The following is an 18,895-nucleotide window of genomic DNA, read 5'->3' on the forward strand; positions in this document are numbered from 1 at the left end:
TGCGAGTTTTGCTTGGAGAGATTTGTTGTCTATCGTTTTTTACAAAAACTCCCTCAGCGTCCCGACAAATTCATCAAACTGGTCATGGTGCAGCCAGTGGCCGGCATCGGCAAATTCCTTCACCGACACATTGTCGCCGAAATATTGCATCCGGCCGTCCCCCTCCGGATTGCTCGCCCAGCTGTCGGCACCGTAATGCAGCTGGGTCGGGCAGCTGATATTGCCCCACAGCTCGTGGATCGCGTCCTGCGACAGGTCGATGCTGTCCCAGTGCTGCACATAGGGATCGAATTTCCAGCTGTAGCTGCCGTCCTCGTTGCGGATCACCGCGTGGGTGGTGAGATGCCGGGCCTGCTCGTCGGAAAGATGCTGGTTCGCGTCCTGCATCCGGTTCAGCGCGTCGTCGAATGTCGGATAGCGTTTGACCTGTCGGCCAGCGGACCGGCGCTTTTCCTCGATACTGTCGCGCACCCGTTGCAGCTCCCCGATCTTGTTGCGTTCGGCGAGCATGTCCGGACTCGGTCCCAGCCCCTCGATCGCGACCAGCTTGCGCACCGTGTCCGGATAGAGGCCGGTGTAGCGCAGCGCGATATTGCCGCCCATGCTGTGCGCGACAATGGTGACTGGCGACAGGTCGAGCTGGTGGATCAGCTGGGCCAGATCGGTCACCATCGGCATGATCGCGTAATTGCCGTCGGTGCTCCACTGGCTGTCGCCATGGCCGCGGACATCGGGGGCGATGATGTGCCAGTCTTCGCGCAATTCCTGCGCCACCCAGTCCCAGTTGCGGCAATGATCCCGGCCCCCGTGGAGCAGGATCAGCGGCGGTTTGTCCTCATTGCCCCAGTCGGCATAATGCAGCTTGAGCCGCTGGGAGAAATAGCTGTGCGAGGCGGGGCCGTTGAGGGTCATTTGGGGGTTCCGATGATGGTGATATTGTCGAACCGGGACCCTAGAATGATCGGCGGGGTTCGACAAGCGTCCGGGTGAAGGCATCGCATCTGATGACCGGAAATGTGCGGACATCGGGCAGCTCAGGCTGTCTGGGGCTCCCACTGTCGATTTGGACATTGGCTTTTCGGGCCGGAAATAGAGCCGGCCAGCCAGCGTGCGCCGATCGCAAGATCAAGCTCCGGCGGATCAAACGGATCGAGACCCGACCCGGGATAGAAGGTGACCTCGCCAAATTTGGGCTCTCCGGCGATTTCGTAAAAGTCGATCCGGGCAAAATCGAAACGGGGCGCAATTTTCTCTGCGCTATCCAGCATCTTCGCCAGACTTTCAGGGGCTGGCGGAAGATCAACATCGTTGAGCCGGGAAAGCTGGTTCCATTGGGGATCGAACAATATCCACCGGTGGTCGGACTGGCGGTCGAGATGAACCTGGATCAAGGCTGCCTTGCCGGAAAATACGTAAATCTTGTAATCCACCGGCAGGGCCGACGCGGTGCCGAGATAGGGTTCTACGATATAGCCGCGCGGGATATCGCGATAGGCCCATTCGTCGAGCCAGAGGCCGTACGGCGCGTCGATCCATCTGATCGCCCGCCGCCGCGCACTCTCCCAGTCAGCCGGATCGCGGCAGATGATATTCTGGTTGCAGCCATGGCTCGCCTTGAGGATGAACGGATAGGGCCAGGACGGCTGCTCGGGCAGAGTCGGACCGCTCCAGCAGGTCGGGATGGTCCATTCGTCGCCCAACAGGCGTGCAACATGTTTTTTCGCGGCAATCTTGTCGGCGAGAAAAGGCATCATCGGGTCGTGGTCGTGGAGTTTGCGCCACTGGACAAGCTCGGAAAACCGTTTTGGCTTGATCAGGTCCGGCCAGCGACGATGCCGCCACAAATAGATGATATATATTCGCAAGATTGCCGAGGGGACGAGCCAGTGCGGCAGGGAGGGCAGACGCCGCAGGTTCATGCTCATCTTACGCATCATGGGGTTTCCGGTTCCCTCCGCCTGACTTTTCCGGTTCGACAGGCCCGCCGGATCGGGAGAGCCCACGCCCCGTCCGTTCCTGATCGGCCCGGGCACATTACCGGAAGCACCGATCCGCCATATTCCGCACCATAGGTGGCGATGTGACCGGGATCATAGTCAGGAGATCAGAAAATGCTAGGTCATGTCCGGATTAAACAGAATGGGGATGGGAAAATGGCGGGACGTAAATTGAAAATCGGTATCATATTCGCAATGGCAGCGGTCGCGGGGATGCCGGCAGCGGCTTCTGCCTGCGACATATCCCACGGGGTGCGGGCCAAGATTGACTCGGGCAGCTATCGCGCCACCCTGAACGGGGTCTTGCTGAAGGACACAGGCGTCAAAGTCTCTTCCGGCACCGAGCCGGTGAGCCAGCCGTCCACCGAATATATACTCTCCGAATGGCTGGTTCCCGGCAAGAATATCGTGAACATCGATTATAAGGGAAGCGCCGCGGCGTTCGAAATTTTTGCGCGGTGCAAGGGGGAATATGATGATCATGATATCGTCGACAGCGTGCGCTTCACGTCATCATCTTCCGGGCAACTCAGCTTCGAACATGAGGGGCCGCTCGATTATAACTATCTCAAGGCCGACATCGCCGGTGACGAAGGTTTGCAGGATGCGGTAAAGAAGCTGCAGGACGCGGCGCGCTCGGGCGATGTCGAAACGGTTGTGCGGATGCACGAACCGATGATCGAGGAATTTGGAAAATATATCGGAGGCGCGGACCGGTTCAGAACCTATCTGCGGACGATATTGTCGAGCCATCCGGCAGTAATAGCGGAAACATATACCGTAACACCGGTGATGGGCGGACGCGTCTATGAAATATTCGGTCCGGACAATCAGCCGCTTATTTCGGTGTCGGGCAAAATGGACGGGGGAAGCTTCTCCTGGCCGGGCGGCGTCTATTGGGCACGGTTCGGCGACGAATGGGCGGTTGTTTCCAATTAGGACATAGCGGGGTTTTTTCCCGATATTCCGACATTCTCGTGCGGCTGACGATAGGAAACCGCTGGTCTCTATGCTAGAAACCGGATTGAAAGAGGAGGCACGGGTCTTGCAACACGAATATATCAAGGGCTTGGCCGCTGCGCTCTTCATCGTCGCGCAGCCGGTCACCGCGGTTTATGCCGAAACGCTCCCCGAACTGGATGCGATGGCGGAAGTCGTCGTCGAGGAGGAGAAAGGCATTGCCTTCGCCCAGCAACAATCGGAGCGCGGCGAATATCTCGAGGCGATTGCCACGCTCGAACGGGTATTGGCGCTCCACCCCAAGTCGGACAGCGCGCGGCTGCTGCACGCGGTAAACCTCTGCAAGATCGACGATCAGCTGGGCGGCGCGGTGGAGCTCGGCAAATTGAAGCAAAAGAATTTCGCCCCCGAGCTTTGGGCCGATGTCATGAAATTATGCCCGTTGGCGGACAAGGATTAAGTCATGATATCCTTTCAATCCTTGTCGATCAAAACCGCCTTGTTGGCCCCGGCCCTGTTATTCCTCGCTCTGACCCCGGCTGCCTCCGCGCCGGTACAGGTCGGGATTGCCGCGACCGTTGTCGGTGATGTGCGGATGAGCAATGCGACGATCAAGAAAGCGGTCAAGATACCGCGCCGCCAGCGGCTGGCCTGGGGCGATGCGCTGAGCACCAGGAAAAAGAGCAAGTTGCAGATATTGCTGCTCGACCGGTCGAGCCTGACCATCGGGTCCAACGCCCAATTGACAATCAACCGCTTCGTCTATGACCCGGGCAAGGAACGCTCGCTAACCGCAACGGTGAGCAAGGGTGCCTTCCGTTTCATGTCGGGGCGCAAGTCGAAGAAATCCTCCGCCTCGGTCAGCAGTTCGGTCGGTACCATCGGTATCCGCGGAACCGCGCTCGACGGCGTGGTCGGCAAGGATGCGGTGGAGATAGCCAGGAAGGAACCGTTTCTCGACGGCGTGAAAAGCGACAAGGACAGCGCGATGCTGGTCGTGCTGCGCGGCCCGGGTGCCAATCGCAGCGGCGACCTCGATGTCGGTCTGGCCGAGGTCAGCGCAGCGGGCAAGACGGTGACGCTGGATCAGCCGATCCTGGCGGCCTATATTCCCCGGCCGGGCGCGCAACCCATTGGTCCGTTCAGGCTTTCATCCGGCGGCCTGTCGAAACTGCAGGACCAGCTCGCGCCGAAAGTGGCCGGGGCCGGAAAAAGCGGTTTGCTGAAAGCCTTGATACCCGCCGCGATCATCGGTGTCGGCGTGGGCCTGTTGCTGCCCGGCGGCGATGAAGCTTGCACCAACGCAACCGTCGGCGGACCCAATTGCTAGAGCCAAAAGCCTGACGGACGGTCTATTTGCGGGTTGCCTCGAAGACGCCGTCCCAGTCGTCCTCGACCGGACCCTTTGACAGCAGCTCGATCCGCCCGCGGTAAACCGAGAGCAGCACCGAGAGCCCGGCATCGCTATATGCCGCTTCATGCTCTTCCAGCAAATGGCTGGCTGCGGTCCAGTTCTGCGCCCGATAGAGGGTCAGGAATTCATCATGCCAGCTTTGCAGGATCCCGAAAGCCGGATCCCGGTTGAGCGTCTCGTCGCCGAGCAGCGCGTAGACCGTGTCCGACGCATCGCGGCCGACGACCTTGACCCGGTCCAGTTCAAGCAGGGCAAATCCCTCCAATTGCTTGGCGAGGGCGCTGCCGATCAGGATTTGCACGCCATATTGCTTGGTCAGGCCTTCGAAGCGGGACGCGATATTCACCGTGTCGCCGATCAACGTATAGGACAGTCGCTGCTCCGATCCCATATTGCCGACGCAGCACAGGCCGGCGTTCATCCCGATCCCGATTTTCACATCCGGCGGCCAGACCTGTCCCGGCTTTTGCGGCAGCTCGCGGTTGAGCCGTTCGAGACTTTCGACCATTTGCAGCGCGGCGCGCGCGCCGTTGCGGAACTGGTCCGGATCGTCGAGCGGCGCGTTCCAGAAGGCGAGAATGGCGTCGCCGATAAATTTATCGACCGTGGCCTTTCTCTCCAGCAAGATATTGCACATCGGGGTCAGGAAGCCGGTCAGGAAGTTGATCACCTGCTTCGGGTCATATTGTTCGGAAATCCTCGAAAAACCGCGGATATCGCAGAACAGCACCGTCATCTCGCGCTCTTCGCCGCCGAGCTGCAACCGTTCGGGATTGGCGGCAATCTGCCGGACCATCTCGGGCGACAAATAGCGGTCAAAGGCGGTGTGGATGTAGGCCCGTTGCTGTTCTTCCTGGCGGAAACTCAGCAGGGTCTGGACCGCGTAAACCAGGATCAGCGCGATGACCGGCCATGTCGGATCGAGCAGATAGTGCAGCTGGTCAAAGGCCAGCCAGCTGCCAGCGGTTACCGCGGCCGTCGCAGCGAGGCCGATCGCTGCACCGATCGTGGCTCCAGCGCCGGGCAGCAAGAGCGCCAGCCCGCCGCCGAGCAGCAGGATCAGGAAAAACTCCAGGCCCGGTGCCCAGTCGGGGCGGATCAGAAATTCGCCGAGGATCATCTGCTCGGCGGCTTGGGCGTGGACGGTGACGCCCGGCTCGTTCTCGGCCAGAGGTGTCGAGATCAAATCGCGCAAGCCGGTTGCGCTGGCGCCGACGAAGACGATCTGTCCCTCGACCGCTGTGGCTATCTCGTCTGCGGACATATCGCCCGACAGCAGCCGCCAGGCCGCGATCGTGCGTTCGGGCGCCGGCTCGCTGAAATGCATCCACAATTCGCCAGCGGCGGTGGTCGGCACCTCGAAATCGCCGACCCTTAGATTGACGATGGCTCCGGGCGCGCCCGCTGTCTCGCCGCTGCCGTCGCTGGTCTTGACCAGAATCGAGCCCGCTTGCTGCGCCACCCGCAAGGCTTCGAGCGAAAGCGACGGCACCAGCTTGTCCTTGTAGAGAAATACCAGCGGCGCTCGGCGCAATATCCCGTCGGCATCGCCGACGATGCTCAGCGATCCGAGACCGGCTGACGCCTGTTGCAATTGTGGCAGCGATTGCACCGTCCCCCGATATTGTTCGACCTGTCCGTCTGGTGAGGACCCGAGTATCGCCATGCCGGTCGGCAGTTCGATTGGCCCCCCGCGATCCTCGTGCAACAGAAAGAATCCGCCGACCACCGGCGCAAGAGCGAAACTGTCGGCCAATATGTCGTCATTGTCGGGCAGATCCGACAGCGAGCGCAGCAGATTTTCATTGCCCTCCGCTCGCGGCAATCGCGCGGCAATCTGGCCGGGCGATGTCCGGTCGGGCTCGGAAAAGACGATATCGAAGGCAATCGCCGCCGCGCCGGCATCGGACAGCTTTTGCGTCAGCCTCGCGATCTCGGTCCGCGACCATGGCCATTGCCCCAGCCGTTCGACCGATTCCTCGTCAATGTCGATGATCCGCACGCCCGCATCCTGATAGGCGCGCGGTGCGGCGTTCTGATAGCTGTCAAAGACCATCAGGCCCAGCCGGTCAAATCCCGGGATGGCGGAAAATTGCAGCGCCGCTATGGCCAGCACCACCAGCAACCCGGCGATGATTGGACCGGTTTTCAGCAACCCCAGCCAGCGGCCGGCGCTCTCCCCCAAATTCCTGATCCCCAATCCCATATCACGCTGATTGCCCCACTCGCGTCGAAACTGCAAGCCGGCGGGATCAGGAAGGTGACAGGACTAGCGCCGGTCACTCGAACGGGTGCGGGTGGCCCGTGAAAATTTCTCGGTTCACACAAGCATTGCGCTGCCGGATCATGCCGCCTTCGCGCTGTCACTGGCATCCAGCCAGCTCGCGATCAGGTCCTGCAGATCTTCGATTGAAAAAGGTTTGGCCAGATGCTCCTGCATGCCTGCAGCCAGACAGTTTTCGATATCCTGGGCATAAGCATTTGCGGTAAGTGCGATAATTGGCAGTTGCTCGGGTGATATCCCGTCATTCCTGATGATTTCTGTGGCCGTAATCCCGTCAATATAGGGCATCTGGATATCCATCAACACAAGGTCGAACTGGTTTTTGTCCTGTTCGGCTTGACCGATGATGGCAACGGCATCGACGCCATTTTCAGCTATTTCGAAATCGTAGCCAAGCTTTGTCAGCATCTCCGACAAGAGCATCTGATTGATATCATGATCTTCCGCGACCAGAATTCTTGTTCTTCGTACGGGCTCGGTCGATGGGCGTCCCGGTTCCTCAGATTGCCGGATGTCACCGTCCGCATTCTCGCCAGCAACCGCATCGCAACCTTCTACCGGGATTGTGATTGTGAAGCTCGAGCCCTTGAGGACTTTGCTTTCCAGCAGCATTTTGCCGCCCATGAGGTGCACCAGTTGCCTGCTGATCGACAAACCCAATCCGGTGCCGCCATATTTTCGCGCGGTGGAACCATCTGCTTGTTGAAACGGTTCGAATATCATCGCTTGACGGTCGGGCGCAATGCCAATGCCGGTGTCGGATACGCAAATTGATATTTCGGACCGCCGGCCCCGATTGCTTCCGTCGGGGTCAAATGTTCGGTAGGCCGCCTCCAGTTGCACATGCCCCTTGTTGGTGAACTTTACGGCATTTGCCAGCAAGTTGAGTATTACCTGGCGCAATCTCAGGCCATCGCCGTTGACGAGTTCGGGCAGCAACGGATCAATGTCCAGGACCAGCTCGATCTGTTTCGTTTCCGCTGTCGGTGAAACCAGTTTCATGCAGCTTGTCAAAATATTGCGGACGTCGATCGGGCTGGTGTTAATTTTCATCAGTCCGGCGTCTACCTTTGATATGTCCAGGATGTCGTTCAGCAAGTTCATCATCACTGCACCGGATTCCGATATCATCTGGACATATCGTTGCTGGTCATTGTCCAGCCTGCCGTCGTCGAGCAATTGGGTAAAACCGATAACCCCGTTCATCGGCGTGCGAATTTCATGGCTCATATTGGCAAGAAATGTCGACTTGGCGGCGGTGGCGGCTTCGGCGTCAGCAAGAGCCTGACTAACTTCGCGTTCTTTCTGCACCAGCTCGCCGGTTTTGATTTCCACTACGTGTTTAACATAGGCTTCGCGTCGGGCATAAATGAACATCTGAATGACGACGGCAAAAGACAAAATCATGCCGCCCAGCAAAACCAGAAAGGGTTCCTTGGTGCTGATGCTGGCTTCCAGTTCCGGGGTACTCTTCCATACAACCGTCCAGGTCTGTCCCATCACCGGAAAGCTCCGGGTGACGGAAAAGAGCGGCTCCCGCTTAGCCCCTTCGCCGCTATTGCTTGCGAATATCAAGTTGGCTGCACGCGACTCCTTGTCGTCATATACTTCTATGTCAAAGTCCTTGTCCTGACTTTTTGTGAGGCCAGCCATGAAGCGCGAAGCGATAAACGGAGCATATATCCATCCGCGAAAAGCAGCCCGGCGCATCTCGGTGGTTTCCGGTGTTCGGCCTCGTTGATACATTGGCCGCAACAGCAAGAAACCGCTGCTTTTGCTGTTGTCCTGCACGAGAGTGATCCGCCGCGTGATCGTCGGTTCGCCTGTGTCTCTTGCATGATAGGCTGCTTCGCGGCGATTTTCCTCGAACCCGATGTCCAGACCCACAGCTTCCCTGTTCATGCTCACCGGTTCGATATAGGTGATGGGCAAGAGTTCAGAGGAGTCGGTGACGGGGTGGATGGTGATGTTCCCGACACCCCTGTTGCGTCCGAGTTCCAGATATTCTTCCATCTTGGATCGCGGAACAGGCATGATGAAGCCAATGCCATTGATGCCGGGAAGCGTTTTTTCGATATCCAGAACATCTACATAGGATCTCCATTCCTCAAGCGAAACAACGTCCGTCGCTTCGAACAAGGCCGCACCGCCATCGAGGCTCTGCCGGTATAGGTCTATCCGGCCACGCATGGCATGTTCATTGTCCTGGGTTAAGGTATCGAAAATTGCCAGTTGGCGCTCATATTCCGTGACCGTGGTTATTTTCCACATCCAGATCGTAATTCCAAACAGCACCAGCAATCCGGCCAGCGCGAGGAAAGTGACGGTCAGATTCTCCTGTGCATATTTCCACACCGCTTTGCGTTGAGAATGGCGGTCCATCATCATGTTCCCGTCCGGATTGATCGCGCGCCTGAATTGCTGTTCATATCATATGTCCGTTCAGGCAGGCTCCTGGCCATCCCTGTCCGATCGATGCGTCGCCGTTCGCTATCGCTGCTTGTGCCACCGGACATTCCCTTTCCTGGCCTGGCAAAACAAGATTACCGACCAGCATCATTGCAAAAGTTGATCTGCGCCAAAAAGGCGCGCCCAGTTTGATACGGCATTTGCGGGCCAGACTTAACGCGGGCGGCTATTCCTCTGCTCGATCCAGCCGATGGCGATCGCCCGCGATTTCGTTCCGGAATCTTAACATTGTCGCAGAATGCCCGTCATTAGACACAGACTGAACTGCAACCATGGGAAGCCGGCCAATGAGCCTAGTCACAATACTCGACGACGAGGTGGGAAGGATAGCCGCCTTAAACCGCTACAATATTCTCGACACAGGGCACGAGGAACGATTTGACCGTATAACAAAGGTGGTCGAAATGGCGCTCAATTGCCCGATAACCGCCATCTCGCTGGTCGATGTCGAACGGCAATGGTTCAAGTCCCAACGGGGTCTCGATGTAAACGAAACGCCGAGGGACATGGCCTTTTGCGCCCATACCATTCAGGACAGCAAGCCAATGATCGTTGAGGATGCGCGTCAAGATCCCCGTTTCAGTGATAATCCGCTCGTTTTAGGCGATCCCAATATAGGAAGCTATCTTGGCGTGCCGCTCTTGTCCCCCGAGGGATATAATATCGGCACATTATGCGCGATCGATACCGCACCGCGGAAATTCGATGACAAGGCGGTCGAGCTATTGAGCCAGTTGGCTCAGCTGGTAATCCACGAACTGGAATTGCGGCAGCGATCCGACAAGGATGAATGACCCGGATATTCTTGCCTGTCAGGCTGCGGCCAACCAGCTGGTCACGGGAAGCTGAAATATCATGTGCAACGGGCCTGCGCACGTTCGCATCATGCTAGGCCAGAGCCACGCCCTCGATCGTGATCCGGTTGAGATAACGCCGGTGACCCTGATAATCGTTCAGCGCATAATGCCAGGTCGACCGGTTGTCCCACATCGCCAGATCGCCGGCGCTCCATTTGTGGCGATAGTGAAAGCGGTCCTGCTGTATATGCTCATAGAGTTGTCGCAGCAGCGCCACGCTTTCCTCCGGCGCCATATCGACGATTTCCAGCGTGAACCCGGGATTGACATAGAGGCCCTTCACACCGCTTTCCGGATGGGTCAGCACCACCGGGTGGATCGCCGTCTGCCCGGCCTGATCGGCATTGGTATAGCGGTCGCCGATTGCCTTGCGATATTCGCTCTCCTCGCCAAACACATGGGCATTGCCGTGGCGCGCCTGCAAATTTTCAACCCGCGCCTTCATTTCATCATCGAGCGCTGCATAGGCGGCGGCCATGCCGGCAAATAATGTATCACCCCCGCTCGGCGGGATTTCCAGTGCGTAGAGGATCGACCCCATGGCGGGCGCTTCGTCATAGCTGTGATCGGTGTGCCAGCCGCCACCGATATTGAGCTGCTGGCCTGCTTCCTTCAGCACCTCGGCAATTTCGGGATAGCCCTCGCGCCGCTTGAAAAACCGGTTGAGGTCGATTGCGCCCCAGCGTTCGGCAAAGGCGATATGCGCTTCGGGGGTCAGATTCTGGTCGCGGAAAAACAGAGCGCCATGGTCGCGAAATGCGGCGCGGACTTCTGCAAATTGTTGATCACTCAATTTCGTCACATCGACATCGTCAACGACCGCGCCGACCGCTTCGCCGGCTTTTGAAATCTGCATCTCGCTCTCCCTTTTCCAGTTTCCTTCTGGAACTTATATCATGATCGTGTAGCATGAAATCTGATATTGAGGAGTCCGACAATGACCGAACATAGCCAGATGCCATCTTTCAACCGTCGTCAGTTGCTTGCTGCCACCGCCGCCACCGGGGCTGCGCTCTCCGCAGGTCCGGCGCGTGCCGTTGCCGAGAGCAAGCCGGATTTGACCGGCAAGTCGATATTGATCACCGGCTGTTCTTCGGGCTTCGGTAATCTCGGTGCGGTTCTTTATGCCCAACTGGGCGCGAAAGTTTTTGCCACGATGCGCAATCTTCCGCGCGCCGAAGGGACCGCACTGGCAAAGACCGCCAAGGCGGGCAAGCTTGATATCACTATTCTCGAACTCGACGTATTGTCCGATGAATCGGTTGAGACGGCGGTCGCCGAGGCCGAACGGCTGAGTGGCGGCGCGCTCGACGTAGTCATCAATAATGCGGGGATCGGTACCGGCGCTCCGGTCGAGCTGCAGGATATCGAAACGATGCAGCTGCTCTTCAACACCAATGTGATGGGCTACCAGCGGGTCGCCCGCGCCGCATTGCCGAAGATGCGTGCCAAAAAATCCGGCCTGATCGTCAATGTCTCCTCCCAGCTCGGCCGGGTGATGGTGCCGGGCATGGGGCTCTACAGTTCGACCAAATTCGCGGTGGAATCGATGAGCGAGCAAATGGCCTATGAGCTGGTTCCGCACGGCGTCGATGTCACCATCGTCCAGCCCGGCGGTTTCCCGACCAAGATATGGGACAATGGCAACAAGCTGACCGCACCGATGCTCGAAAAGGCTTCGGACGAACGCAAGGCTGCCTATCCCGCGCTGGTCGCCGGCGCCCTGCGCGATGGGGGCGGTTCGTCCGATCCGATGGATGTTCCCCGCGCCATCGCCCGGACCATCGCCATGGCTCCGGGGACAAGGCCACTGCGGCTTCCGGTCCATCCCGGTGCCAAGCCGCAGGAGGCGATCAATACGGTCAGCGCCCAGACCCAGGTGGCCATGCTCGGCAACTCGCCCTTTGGCCCGTGGGTCAAGGACGTGAACGGACGCAGCTAGCGGAGCACAACCGTTTCAGGCGGTGCGCTTCACGAGAAACAAGGGCGCCAGATAGACGATCAGAAACACGCTATTGGGGATGACGTTGGCGGCATTGCCGGACGCCGCCGATGCGCCGCTGTCGACCGCGAACCAGATCAGGATTGTGGTAATCGTGCCCTTGCGGATCAACTCGCTGCCTTGCTCCACACCCGGCGCGGTGATGAAGACATACATGGCCATCAGGCCAGCAAAGACCCCGCCGGCAATCGCCATCGCCATTTTCGCTTCCGGCGTGTCCAGACCGGCCACGCCATTGCCGCCGGAGGAGGCGAGCTGGAAGAATATCTCGTTCGCGCCGGTAAAGTCGTTCACTCCGGCGAAGGCAAATATGATGGCAACGATAATCGAAAAACTGCCGACGATACGGATATAGCGGCCAGCGGCTTGTGGTGACATGATCTGCTCCTCCTTCTGTTTCATCATCCTTAGACCATGGAGCGGTCATCAAAACAATTACCTCCCGGGTAAGTGCATGGGGATCGATCCGTGCTATCTCTCGCTGACGCGACGGACGGCGGAAAGGAGACGATCATGGCCAGTGAATTTGGCGCGATATTGAAGGACTGGCGCAAAACGCGCCGTTTCAGCCAGCTTGACCTCAGTCTGGAGGCCGAGATGTCGGCCCGGCATCTGAGTTTTCTCGAATCGGGCCGCGCCAATCCCAGTCGCGAGATGGTGCTGCGGCTTTCCGAAGCCTTGCAATTGCCAAGGCCCGCCGCCAATCAGGCGCTCAATGCGGCTGGCTTTGCGCCGGTCTATCCCAGCCTGTCCGACGACGCGCCCGAACTGGCGCCGGTCCATCAGGCAATCAGCGCGATGCTCGACCATCATGATCCGTTCCCCGGCTATGCCATCGACCGCCACTGGAATGTCGTCAACAGCAACCAGGGTGCGCAGATGCTCCTCGCGCTGGCCAGTCCCGGCGGCCCCGCCAATCTGATCGACATATTGATCAACAGTGCGGGACTCGACCTGATCAAGAACTGGGACGAGGTCGCCATCCTCTCCCTCTCGCGCCTGCGCACCGAGATACTGGAACTGGGGGGCGACGAACAACTGTCCGCGCTGGCCGGTCGGCTGGCCTCCCATGAACGGGTCCGCAAGGTCGACATGGCATCGGTCAATCTCAACCAGGCGGTGATCCCGACGATCTTTCAGGTAGGGGAAAATCGCCTGTCGCTCTTCTCGGTGATCGCACAATTCGGCTCGGTGCTGGATATCAGGGCGGGCGAGACGCGGATCGAACTGATGTTCCCGATGGACGAGGCGACGGTTCAGTTTTTCGCAAGATAGTGGTTGGCATAGTCTGCCAACGCTTCATAAGAAGCGAAAAATGGAGGGACGGATGCGGACAATCAAAAATGGTCTGATAGTTGGGATATGCGGCCTCGCTGCCTGTGCAATGGTGGAGCCTGCAGAAAATCCGGCCCCCGTCGCTCCCGTGACGGCAAGCAGCGCAGAGGCGCCGGATCTCGAATTCCAGAAACTTTACCAGACATGGTTTGAAAATATCGAACCGTTTCGCGTGATCGGAGAGGGCCAACGGGGGATTTACTTTGTCGGCACGCGCGGGCTTGGCATGTTCTTCATCCCGACTTCCCAGGGCCATATCGTGATCGACGGCGGCATGCCGGGCCAGGGCAAGCAGGTCTGGGACAATATCATAAAGCTCGGCTACGATCCCGCCGATGTCAAAATCCTGCTCAACAGCCACGCCCATCTTGACCATAGCGGAGGGCTCGCCGAGCTGAAGCAACTGACCGGCGCGACGCTGCTGGCGAGTGAAGGCGACCGGTCGGCGCTGGAAGGCGGCTTCTATCTCGGTTCGGAGGATGATGCCTCGATGGGCGCGCCACCGGTCAAGGTCGACAAAATCATTGCCGACGGTGATGTCGTGACGCTCGGTCCGGTTTCGCTCACCGCACATCTGACTCCCGGCCACACCCGCGGCTGCACCTCATGGACGATGGATGTTCGCCAAGGCGGCGAGACCTATCAGACACTGTTTTTCTGTTCCGCTTCGGTCGCCGCCAACCGGCTGGTCGGACCGCCGCAATATCCCGGCATCGTCGCGGATTACCGCAAGACTTTCGCGATCACCCGCGACTGGAAACCGGACATTTTCCTGTCCAACCATCCCGAGTTTTTCGGCATGGCGGAGAAGCAGGAAAAGCTGGCGGTCGGCGATCCGCTGGCCTTTGTCGACGACAGCGGTTTTCCGCGGTTCATCGGGAAGATGGAACTCTGGTTCGAGGCAGCGCTGGAAAAACAGATGCTAAAATATAACGCGATCATGAAAGACTGAAGATCAGACGCCGCTCATAGCAACCGGTCAGTCTTCCGCTATCCATTCCTTTTTCAGCGGCCTCGCGGCGAGCGCCATCAGTGCCGCAGCGATGACATAGAAGGTCAGCGAGTAGAGCATCGAATAGCGCAGTCCGTCCTCGCCGTAGATCGGGGTCAGGCTGTCGGACAGCGCGCCGAGGAAGAAAATTCCGCCGCCGATCCCGATCAGGTTGTTGATCAGCAGGAACAGCGCCGATGCGGTCGCGCGGGATTCTGCCGGAACCAGATGCTGGACCGCAGAGAGCACCGGGCCGAGCCAGAAATAGGCCAATGCCTGCGGGATAAGGAAGAGGATGAAGGCGATGGTCGCGGAGCCGCTCATGATGCCGGCGGCGAATAATGGCACCGCCAGCAGGAAGGCAGCAGCGGGAACCAGACCATAAGCCGCCTTGTTGTTCTTGCCGAGCCGGTCGCCGATCATCCCGCCGCCAAGCACGCCGGCAACCCCGCCGAACAACAATATCGCGCCATAGAATAGCGAGGTATCGATCAGGCTCAGGCCAAAGCTGCGCTGCAACAGGCTGGGCAACCAGAAAGCGATGCCATAGCCCAGCATCGAACTGGACGCGGCGCCAAAGGCGAGCAGCCAGAAGGCTCTCTTTCTGGCCAGAATGTGCACGGTTCCCATGAAGCTGTAAGGCGCGACCGTCTGTTCGGCGGGAGCCGGCACCTTGGCCTTGTCGCGCACGAAATATTTGAACAAAGGCGCGATCAGCAGGCCGGAGAGTCCGACGACAAAAAAGGCGAGGCGCCAGTCGACGGTGGCGGCGATATAACCGCCGGCGATCACCCCGGTGGCGGAGCCGAGCGGAATGCCGAGCGAATAGATTGCCAGAGCCCGGGCGCGCTTCTCGCTCGGGAAATGGTCCGAGATCAGGGCATAGGAAGGGGCGACGCCGCCCGCTTCGCCGACACCGACGCCCAGCCGCATCAGAAAGATGGACCAGAAACCCTGCGCCAGGCCGGTCAGGGCGGTGAAGCCGCTCCACACCGCCAGCGAGACGGTGATCACCCAGCTGCGGCTGGTCTTGTCGGCGACCCACGCCAGCGGCACTGCCAGCGTTGAATAGAGCAAGGCGAACGCAAGGCCGCCGAGCAGACCCATCTGGGTGTCGCTGAGCCCGAGATCGGCCTGGATCGGCCCGGCCAGAATCGCCAGTATCTGGCGATCGACGAAATTGAAAATATAGACCAGCAGCAACATGCCGAGCGCAACATTGGGCGAAGTGGTCCGGCTGATATTGCTCTGCTGATCGGCCATTTATTTTCCTATGTTCGCAAAAAATTCGTCGATCGCAGCCAGTGCTTCAGGTTCGTCGAGCATCGGGGCGTGGCCACGATCCGGGATTTCCACGGCGCTGATAGGCCCGGGATGACGGGCTATCATCTCCGCAACGGTAGCGGGAGAGAGTATGTCTGACAACGCCCCGCGGATGATCAGCACGGGCAGGGCTGACAGCCGGTCCCATATCTCCCAGAGATCGGGGGGAACAGCCGAGCTTCCATCACCTGAAAGCCCGTCGGAGATGGCCGGATCATATGCAAAGCATATTTTGCCGTCCGGCATTTCGGTGCAGGTGCGCCGGGCGAAGGACAACCAGTCCTGTGCCTGATATCCGATCAAGGCGTCGCCATGTACGGACTGGCATTGATCGGCCGCCTGTTGCCAATCGTCGAACGGTGCGCGCGCGCCGACATAGCTCTGGATCCGGTCGAGCCCTTCCGCTTCGACCACCGGACCGATATCGTTCACCACCAGCCCGTCGAAGCGAGCGGGCGAAATTGCCGCCATCATCATCGCCATCAGACCGCCGAGCGACGTGCCGATCAGGCCAAGCTTTGCGAGGCGCAAGCCGTCGATCAGGGCAAACATGTCCTGGACATAGACGGCGGGCGTGTAATTTTCAGGGTCGGGATCATATTCTGATCGTCCGCGACCGCGCTGGTCGGGGACGATCAGTTGATATTGGCCCGACAGATGCCCGGCCAGCGCCTCGAAATCGGCGCTGTTCCGGGTCAGCCCGTGCATCAGCAGCAGTGGCGGACCTTCTTCCCCGTAGATGCGGGCATGAAGGTCCAGCCGGTTGTCTGCGCTGCGGTAGACATGGTCCGCATATTTCATCAGTTTTGCCTATGCGCCGGTTAGAATTTCACCCCGGCGGAAATGAAGACCTGACGCGGGTTGCCGTAGAATGCAGTCAGCGTTCCTTCGGGTCCGAGCGTCGGGATCGGCTGGCCGTTCGCGCCGGGAATAATCGCTCCGGTCGTCGGGTCGGCGGCGATAAAGGTATAGCCCGATGTCTTGTAACGCTTGTTGGTCAGGTTCTTGCCGTGCAGTCCAATGCTCCAGCGTTTGTCTGGCGCGTTATAGACAAGATTGGCATCAAGCAGCGCGAATCCCTCTTGATCGATAAAGGGGTTGGCAATCTCGAACTGGTTGGTCTTGCTGCGATAGGACAATGTGGTCCCGAGGTACAGATCACCGTCTCCCACCGGAGTGGTATAGGAAAATGTTCCGCTGGCCGTCCATTCGGGCGTATTCTGCACCGAGCGGAAATCCGCAACATCGGTCGGGACACCTCCAATATTGGTGATATATTCATCATATTCGGCGTCGATATAGCCAAGCGAGCCAGAGAGCATCACCCGGTCACCACCGGCCAGCAGGTCTTCGCCAAGCCGTGCCGAGGCCTCGAACTCGATGCCCTTCAGTGTCGCCTTGCCGGCGTTGTTGATCACGCCGCAGAAGGACGGAAGGCCAGCGACCGTACAGGCGACCGAACCGGGAATCTGCACATCCGTATAATCGGTGTAGAAACCGGCCAGCGCGATATTGAGCGCGCCGTCGAGCAGGCTGCCCTTGTAGCCGACTTCATAGCTGTCGACCGATTCTGGCTGGAAGCTGAGGAAGGATGCGACCTCGTCATCACTTGGGATGCCGCTGGCGTTGGTCGTCGGTGCGTTGACGCCAACACCGCGCGGATCAAACCCGCCGCCCTTGAAGCCCTGCGAGAAGCTGGCGTAGATATTGTGGTCCGGAGTCGGCTTGTAGCTCAGCGATGCGCGCGGCGTAAATTTCTTGAATTTCGCGTCGCCCTGAAAGTCGGTTCCGGGAGCGCCGAAAGGAATGCCCGCGCCGCCGAATGTCGGCGAACCGCCGCCAAGGTAGTTTTGCCGGAAGATGCTCGCTGTCCGCTCATCCCATGTATAACGACCGCCGAGCGACAGGCTCAGCTGCTCGGTGAAATCATAGGTGAAGTCGGCGAAAACCGCATAGGTTTCGGTGTCGACTTCGGCCTGGGTGAAGGCGGTCAGGCCAGCGAAGGTCGTGAACAGGCGAACATCGAAGAGGGTGTCGGCGCTGGCGTCGAGATAATAGAAGCCGACCAGTCCGTTGAGCTTGTCGCCTTCATAGAGCAGCTGGAATTCCTGGCTGATCTGCTCGTTCAGATATAATCCCGGGACGTCGAGATCGACCGCCGGCAGCGCGTCAAAATCGATTGGCGTTGCCGTGTCGTCCTTGCGCCATGCGCTGATCGACCGGAACGTCACCGTGTCGCTCAGATTGGCGGTGATGTTCATCGCCAGACCATAAGCCTCGATTTCCTGAACCGGGTCGTTGAGACCGCCGCGGGTATCGAAAACATTGTCCAGTACCGGAGCACCGGAGACGGCGCCCGGGATTAGCCGGTGCCCGCCGCGCGGATTGCTCTTGTCTTTTGTATAGTCGCCGGAAATCCGGACCAGGACGGGCTCGCCATAGCCGCCCAGCTCTACGGTACCCCGTGCAGCCCAGATATCCTTGTTGTAATTTTCCAGACCATTGGTCAGATTGTCGCCGAAACCGCCGCGCGACAGCCGTGCGCCCGATGCGCCGACGCGGACCAGATCACCAATCGGCATGCTGGCGGTGACCACGGCTTCTGCCTGATCATAAGTACCGTAGGTCGCCCGCGCCTTGAACGAAGGTTCGTCGGGCAGCCGCTTGGTCACATATTTGACCGCGCCGCCGATGGTGTTGCGACCGTAAAGCGTGCCCTGTGGACCGCGCAATACTTCGATCCGTTCGACGTCATAAATGTCAAGAACCGCGGCTTGCGGACGGTTGAGATAGACATCGTCAAGATAGATGCCGACGCCCTGCTCGAAACCGGAAACCGGATCCTGCTGGCCGATGCCGCGGATGAAGGCGGAAAGTGTCGAGTTGGTGCCGCGCGAGGCTTCCAGCGTCGTATTGGGCGTCGTCAATCCGATATCGGTAATATCGACCGCACCCTGCCGTTCGAGCTTCTCGGCGGAGAATGCGGTGATGGCGATCGGAACATCGACCAGCCGTTCGTCCCGGCGGCGGGCGGAGACGATGATGATATTGTCATCGGCGCCCTGTTCGGCCGACTCGGATGCCTGCGCATGGACTGCGGCAGGAGCGACAAGGCCGCCCGCGAGACCGGTGACAATCGCTGCATAGCTAACGGTTTGATGGAATTTCATGAAAGCATCCTCCTTGAATTTTATGCCTGGCATTTCCAGGTCGTGAAGCCGCCTATATTGAAACATGAACCAACATTCAACTTAGAAATTTGC

At 59.0% G+C, this 18,895-nt stretch carries 16 protein-coding genes; 7 read left to right on the forward strand and 9 right to left on the reverse strand.

The window, feature by feature from the left end; all coding sequences use genetic code 11:
• Positions 1 to 39: 39 nt before the first annotated feature.
• Both HUO14_RS09385 and HUO14_RS09390 read right to left on the reverse strand, forming a co-directional pair.
• Positions 40 to 912 (reverse strand): alpha/beta fold hydrolase, encoded by an 873-nt coding sequence (locus HUO14_RS09385; RefSeq protein WP_176279652.1) that lies wholly within the window; start codon positions 910 to 912, stop codon positions 40 to 42.
• Between the two features lie 122 nt (positions 913 to 1,034).
• The gene (locus HUO14_RS09390) at positions 1,035 to 1,937 is read right to left on the reverse strand and encodes an ATP-grasp fold amidoligase family protein (RefSeq protein ID WP_246255469.1); all 903 of its coding nucleotides are present in this window, start codon (positions 1,935 to 1,937) and stop codon (positions 1,035 to 1,037) included.
• A gap of 216 nt (positions 1,938 to 2,153) precedes the next feature.
• Between HUO14_RS09390 and HUO14_RS09395 the strand changes: the two genes are divergently transcribed.
• The 3 genes from HUO14_RS09395 (at position 2,154) to HUO14_RS09405 (ending at position 4,287) form a co-directional block, all read left to right on the forward strand.
• The gene (locus HUO14_RS09395; RefSeq protein ID WP_176279653.1) at positions 2,154 to 2,936 is read left to right on the forward strand and encodes a nuclear transport factor 2 family protein; all 783 of its coding nucleotides are present in this window, start codon (positions 2,154 to 2,156) and stop codon (positions 2,934 to 2,936) included.
• 70 nt (positions 2,937 to 3,006) lie between these two features.
• Complete coding sequence (locus HUO14_RS09400) at positions 3,007 to 3,417, forward strand: hypothetical protein (protein WP_176279654.1); 411 nt, start codon at positions 3,007 to 3,009, stop codon at positions 3,415 to 3,417.
• A gap of 3 nt (positions 3,418 to 3,420) precedes the next feature.
• Positions 3,421 to 4,287 carry a FecR domain-containing protein gene (locus tag HUO14_RS09405; protein WP_176279655.1) on the forward strand — a complete coding sequence of 289 codons (867 nt, stop codon included), beginning with the start codon at positions 3,421 to 3,423 and terminating at the stop codon, positions 4,285 to 4,287.
• Between the two features lie 22 nt (positions 4,288 to 4,309).
• On the opposite strand, the gene HUO14_RS09410 is transcribed toward HUO14_RS09405, so the two are convergent.
• Both HUO14_RS09410 and HUO14_RS09415 read right to left on the reverse strand, forming a co-directional pair.
• Positions 4,310 to 6,556, reverse strand: a complete 2,247-nt coding sequence (locus HUO14_RS09410) for a CHASE2 domain-containing protein (protein WP_176279656.1) — start codon at positions 6,554 to 6,556, stop codon at positions 4,310 to 4,312.
• 159 nt (positions 6,557 to 6,715) lie between these two features.
• The gene (locus HUO14_RS09415) at positions 6,716 to 9,043 is read right to left on the reverse strand and encodes a CHASE domain-containing protein (protein WP_176279657.1); all 2,328 of its coding nucleotides are present in this window, start codon (positions 9,041 to 9,043) and stop codon (positions 6,716 to 6,718) included.
• Positions 9,044 to 9,411: 368 nt separating this feature from the next.
• On the opposite strand from HUO14_RS09415, the gene HUO14_RS09420 reads away from it, so the two are divergent.
• On the forward strand, positions 9,412 to 9,918 hold the full coding sequence (locus HUO14_RS09420; protein ID WP_176279658.1) for a GAF domain-containing protein: 507 nt from the start codon (positions 9,412 to 9,414) through the stop codon (positions 9,916 to 9,918).
• Between the two features lie 94 nt (positions 9,919 to 10,012).
• Here HUO14_RS09420 and HUO14_RS09425 read toward each other — a convergent pair whose 3' ends face one another.
• Positions 10,013 to 10,837, reverse strand: coding sequence for a TauD/TfdA dioxygenase family protein (locus tag HUO14_RS09425; RefSeq protein ID WP_176279659.1), 825 nt, complete (start codon positions 10,835 to 10,837; stop codon positions 10,013 to 10,015).
• An 81-nt stretch (positions 10,838 to 10,918) separates the two neighbouring features.
• Here HUO14_RS09425 and HUO14_RS09430 point away from each other — a divergent pair, with 81 nt between their 5' ends.
• Positions 10,919 to 11,923: an SDR family oxidoreductase gene (locus HUO14_RS09430; RefSeq protein WP_246255471.1), complete on the forward strand. Its 1,005-nt coding sequence runs from the start codon at positions 10,919 to 10,921 to the stop codon at positions 11,921 to 11,923.
• 15 nt (positions 11,924 to 11,938) lie between these two features.
• Here HUO14_RS09430 and HUO14_RS09435 read toward each other — a convergent pair whose 3' ends face one another.
• Positions 11,939 to 12,388: a hypothetical protein gene (locus tag HUO14_RS09435; protein ID WP_176279660.1), complete on the reverse strand. Its 450-nt coding sequence runs from the start codon at positions 12,386 to 12,388 to the stop codon at positions 11,939 to 11,941.
• Positions 12,389 to 12,496: 108 nt separating this feature from the next.
• On the opposite strand from HUO14_RS09435, the gene HUO14_RS09440 reads away from it, so the two are divergent.
• Together HUO14_RS09440 and bla are read left to right on the forward strand one after the other, a co-directional pair.
• The gene (locus tag HUO14_RS09440; RefSeq protein WP_176279661.1) at positions 12,497 to 13,258 is read left to right on the forward strand and encodes a helix-turn-helix domain-containing protein; all 762 of its coding nucleotides are present in this window, start codon (positions 12,497 to 12,499) and stop codon (positions 13,256 to 13,258) included.
• Between the two features lie 52 nt (positions 13,259 to 13,310).
• Positions 13,311 to 14,270, forward strand: a complete 960-nt coding sequence (bla, locus tag HUO14_RS09445; protein ID WP_176279662.1) for a subclass B3 metallo-beta-lactamase — start codon at positions 13,311 to 13,313, stop codon at positions 14,268 to 14,270.
• A gap of 27 nt (positions 14,271 to 14,297) precedes the next feature.
• On the opposite strand, the gene HUO14_RS09450 is transcribed toward bla, so the two are convergent.
• The 3 genes from HUO14_RS09450 to HUO14_RS09460 are packed head-to-tail and all read right to left on the reverse strand — an operon-like array spanning position 14,298 to position 18,802.
• Complete coding sequence (locus tag HUO14_RS09450) at positions 14,298 to 15,572, reverse strand: spinster family MFS transporter (protein ID WP_176279663.1); 1,275 nt, start codon at positions 15,570 to 15,572, stop codon at positions 14,298 to 14,300.
• The gene (locus HUO14_RS09455; RefSeq protein WP_176279664.1) at positions 15,573 to 16,433 is read right to left on the reverse strand and encodes an alpha/beta fold hydrolase; all 861 of its coding nucleotides are present in this window, start codon (positions 16,431 to 16,433) and stop codon (positions 15,573 to 15,575) included.
• 20 nt (positions 16,434 to 16,453) lie between these two features.
• Positions 16,454 to 18,802, reverse strand: coding sequence for a TonB-dependent receptor (locus HUO14_RS09460; RefSeq protein WP_176279665.1), 2,349 nt, complete (start codon positions 18,800 to 18,802; stop codon positions 16,454 to 16,456).
• Positions 18,803 to 18,895 lie beyond the last annotated feature (93 nt).

This window comes from Parasphingorhabdus flavimaris, assembly GCF_013371215.1.
GTDB lineage: Bacteria > Pseudomonadota > Alphaproteobacteria > Sphingomonadales > Sphingomonadaceae > Parasphingorhabdus > Parasphingorhabdus flavimaris.

Coding starts and splice junctions, on each gene's coding strand:
- HUO14_RS09450 (WP_176279663.1), bottom strand. CDS start 15,572: ATGGCCGATCAGCAGAGCAATATCAGCCGGACCACTTCGCCCAATGTT.
- HUO14_RS09415 (WP_176279657.1), bottom strand. CDS start 9,043: ATGATGATGGACCGCCATTCTCAACGCAAAGCGGTGTGGAAATATGCA.
- HUO14_RS09460 (WP_176279665.1), bottom strand. CDS start 18,802: ATGAAATTCCATCAAACCGTTAGCTATGCAGCGATTGTCACCGGTCTC.
- HUO14_RS09385 (WP_176279652.1), bottom strand. CDS start 912: ATGACCCTCAACGGCCCCGCCTCGCACAGCTATTTCTCCCAGCGGCTC.
- HUO14_RS09440 (WP_176279661.1), top strand. CDS start 12,497: ATGGCCAGTGAATTTGGCGCGATATTGAAGGACTGGCGCAAAACGCGC.
- HUO14_RS09425 (WP_176279659.1), bottom strand. CDS start 10,837: ATGCAGATTTCAAAAGCCGGCGAAGCGGTCGGCGCGGTCGTTGACGAT.
- HUO14_RS09390 (WP_246255469.1), bottom strand. CDS start 1,937: ATGATGCGTAAGATGAGCATGAACCTGCGGCGTCTGCCCTCCCTGCCG.
- HUO14_RS09435 (WP_176279660.1), bottom strand. CDS start 12,388: ATGATGAAACAGAAGGAGGAGCAGATCATGTCACCACAAGCCGCTGGC.
- bla (WP_176279662.1), top strand. CDS start 13,311: ATGCGGACAATCAAAAATGGTCTGATAGTTGGGATATGCGGCCTCGCT.
- HUO14_RS09395 (WP_176279653.1), top strand. CDS start 2,154: ATGGCGGGACGTAAATTGAAAATCGGTATCATATTCGCAATGGCAGCG.
- HUO14_RS09430 (WP_246255471.1), top strand. CDS start 10,919: ATGACCGAACATAGCCAGATGCCATCTTTCAACCGTCGTCAGTTGCTT.
- HUO14_RS09400 (WP_176279654.1), top strand. CDS start 3,007: ATGCTAGAAACCGGATTGAAAGAGGAGGCACGGGTCTTGCAACACGAA.
- HUO14_RS09455 (WP_176279664.1), bottom strand. CDS start 16,433: ATGAAATATGCGGACCATGTCTACCGCAGCGCAGACAACCGGCTGGAC.
- HUO14_RS09405 (WP_176279655.1), top strand. CDS start 3,421: ATGATATCCTTTCAATCCTTGTCGATCAAAACCGCCTTGTTGGCCCCG.
- HUO14_RS09420 (WP_176279658.1), top strand. CDS start 9,412: ATGAGCCTAGTCACAATACTCGACGACGAGGTGGGAAGGATAGCCGCC.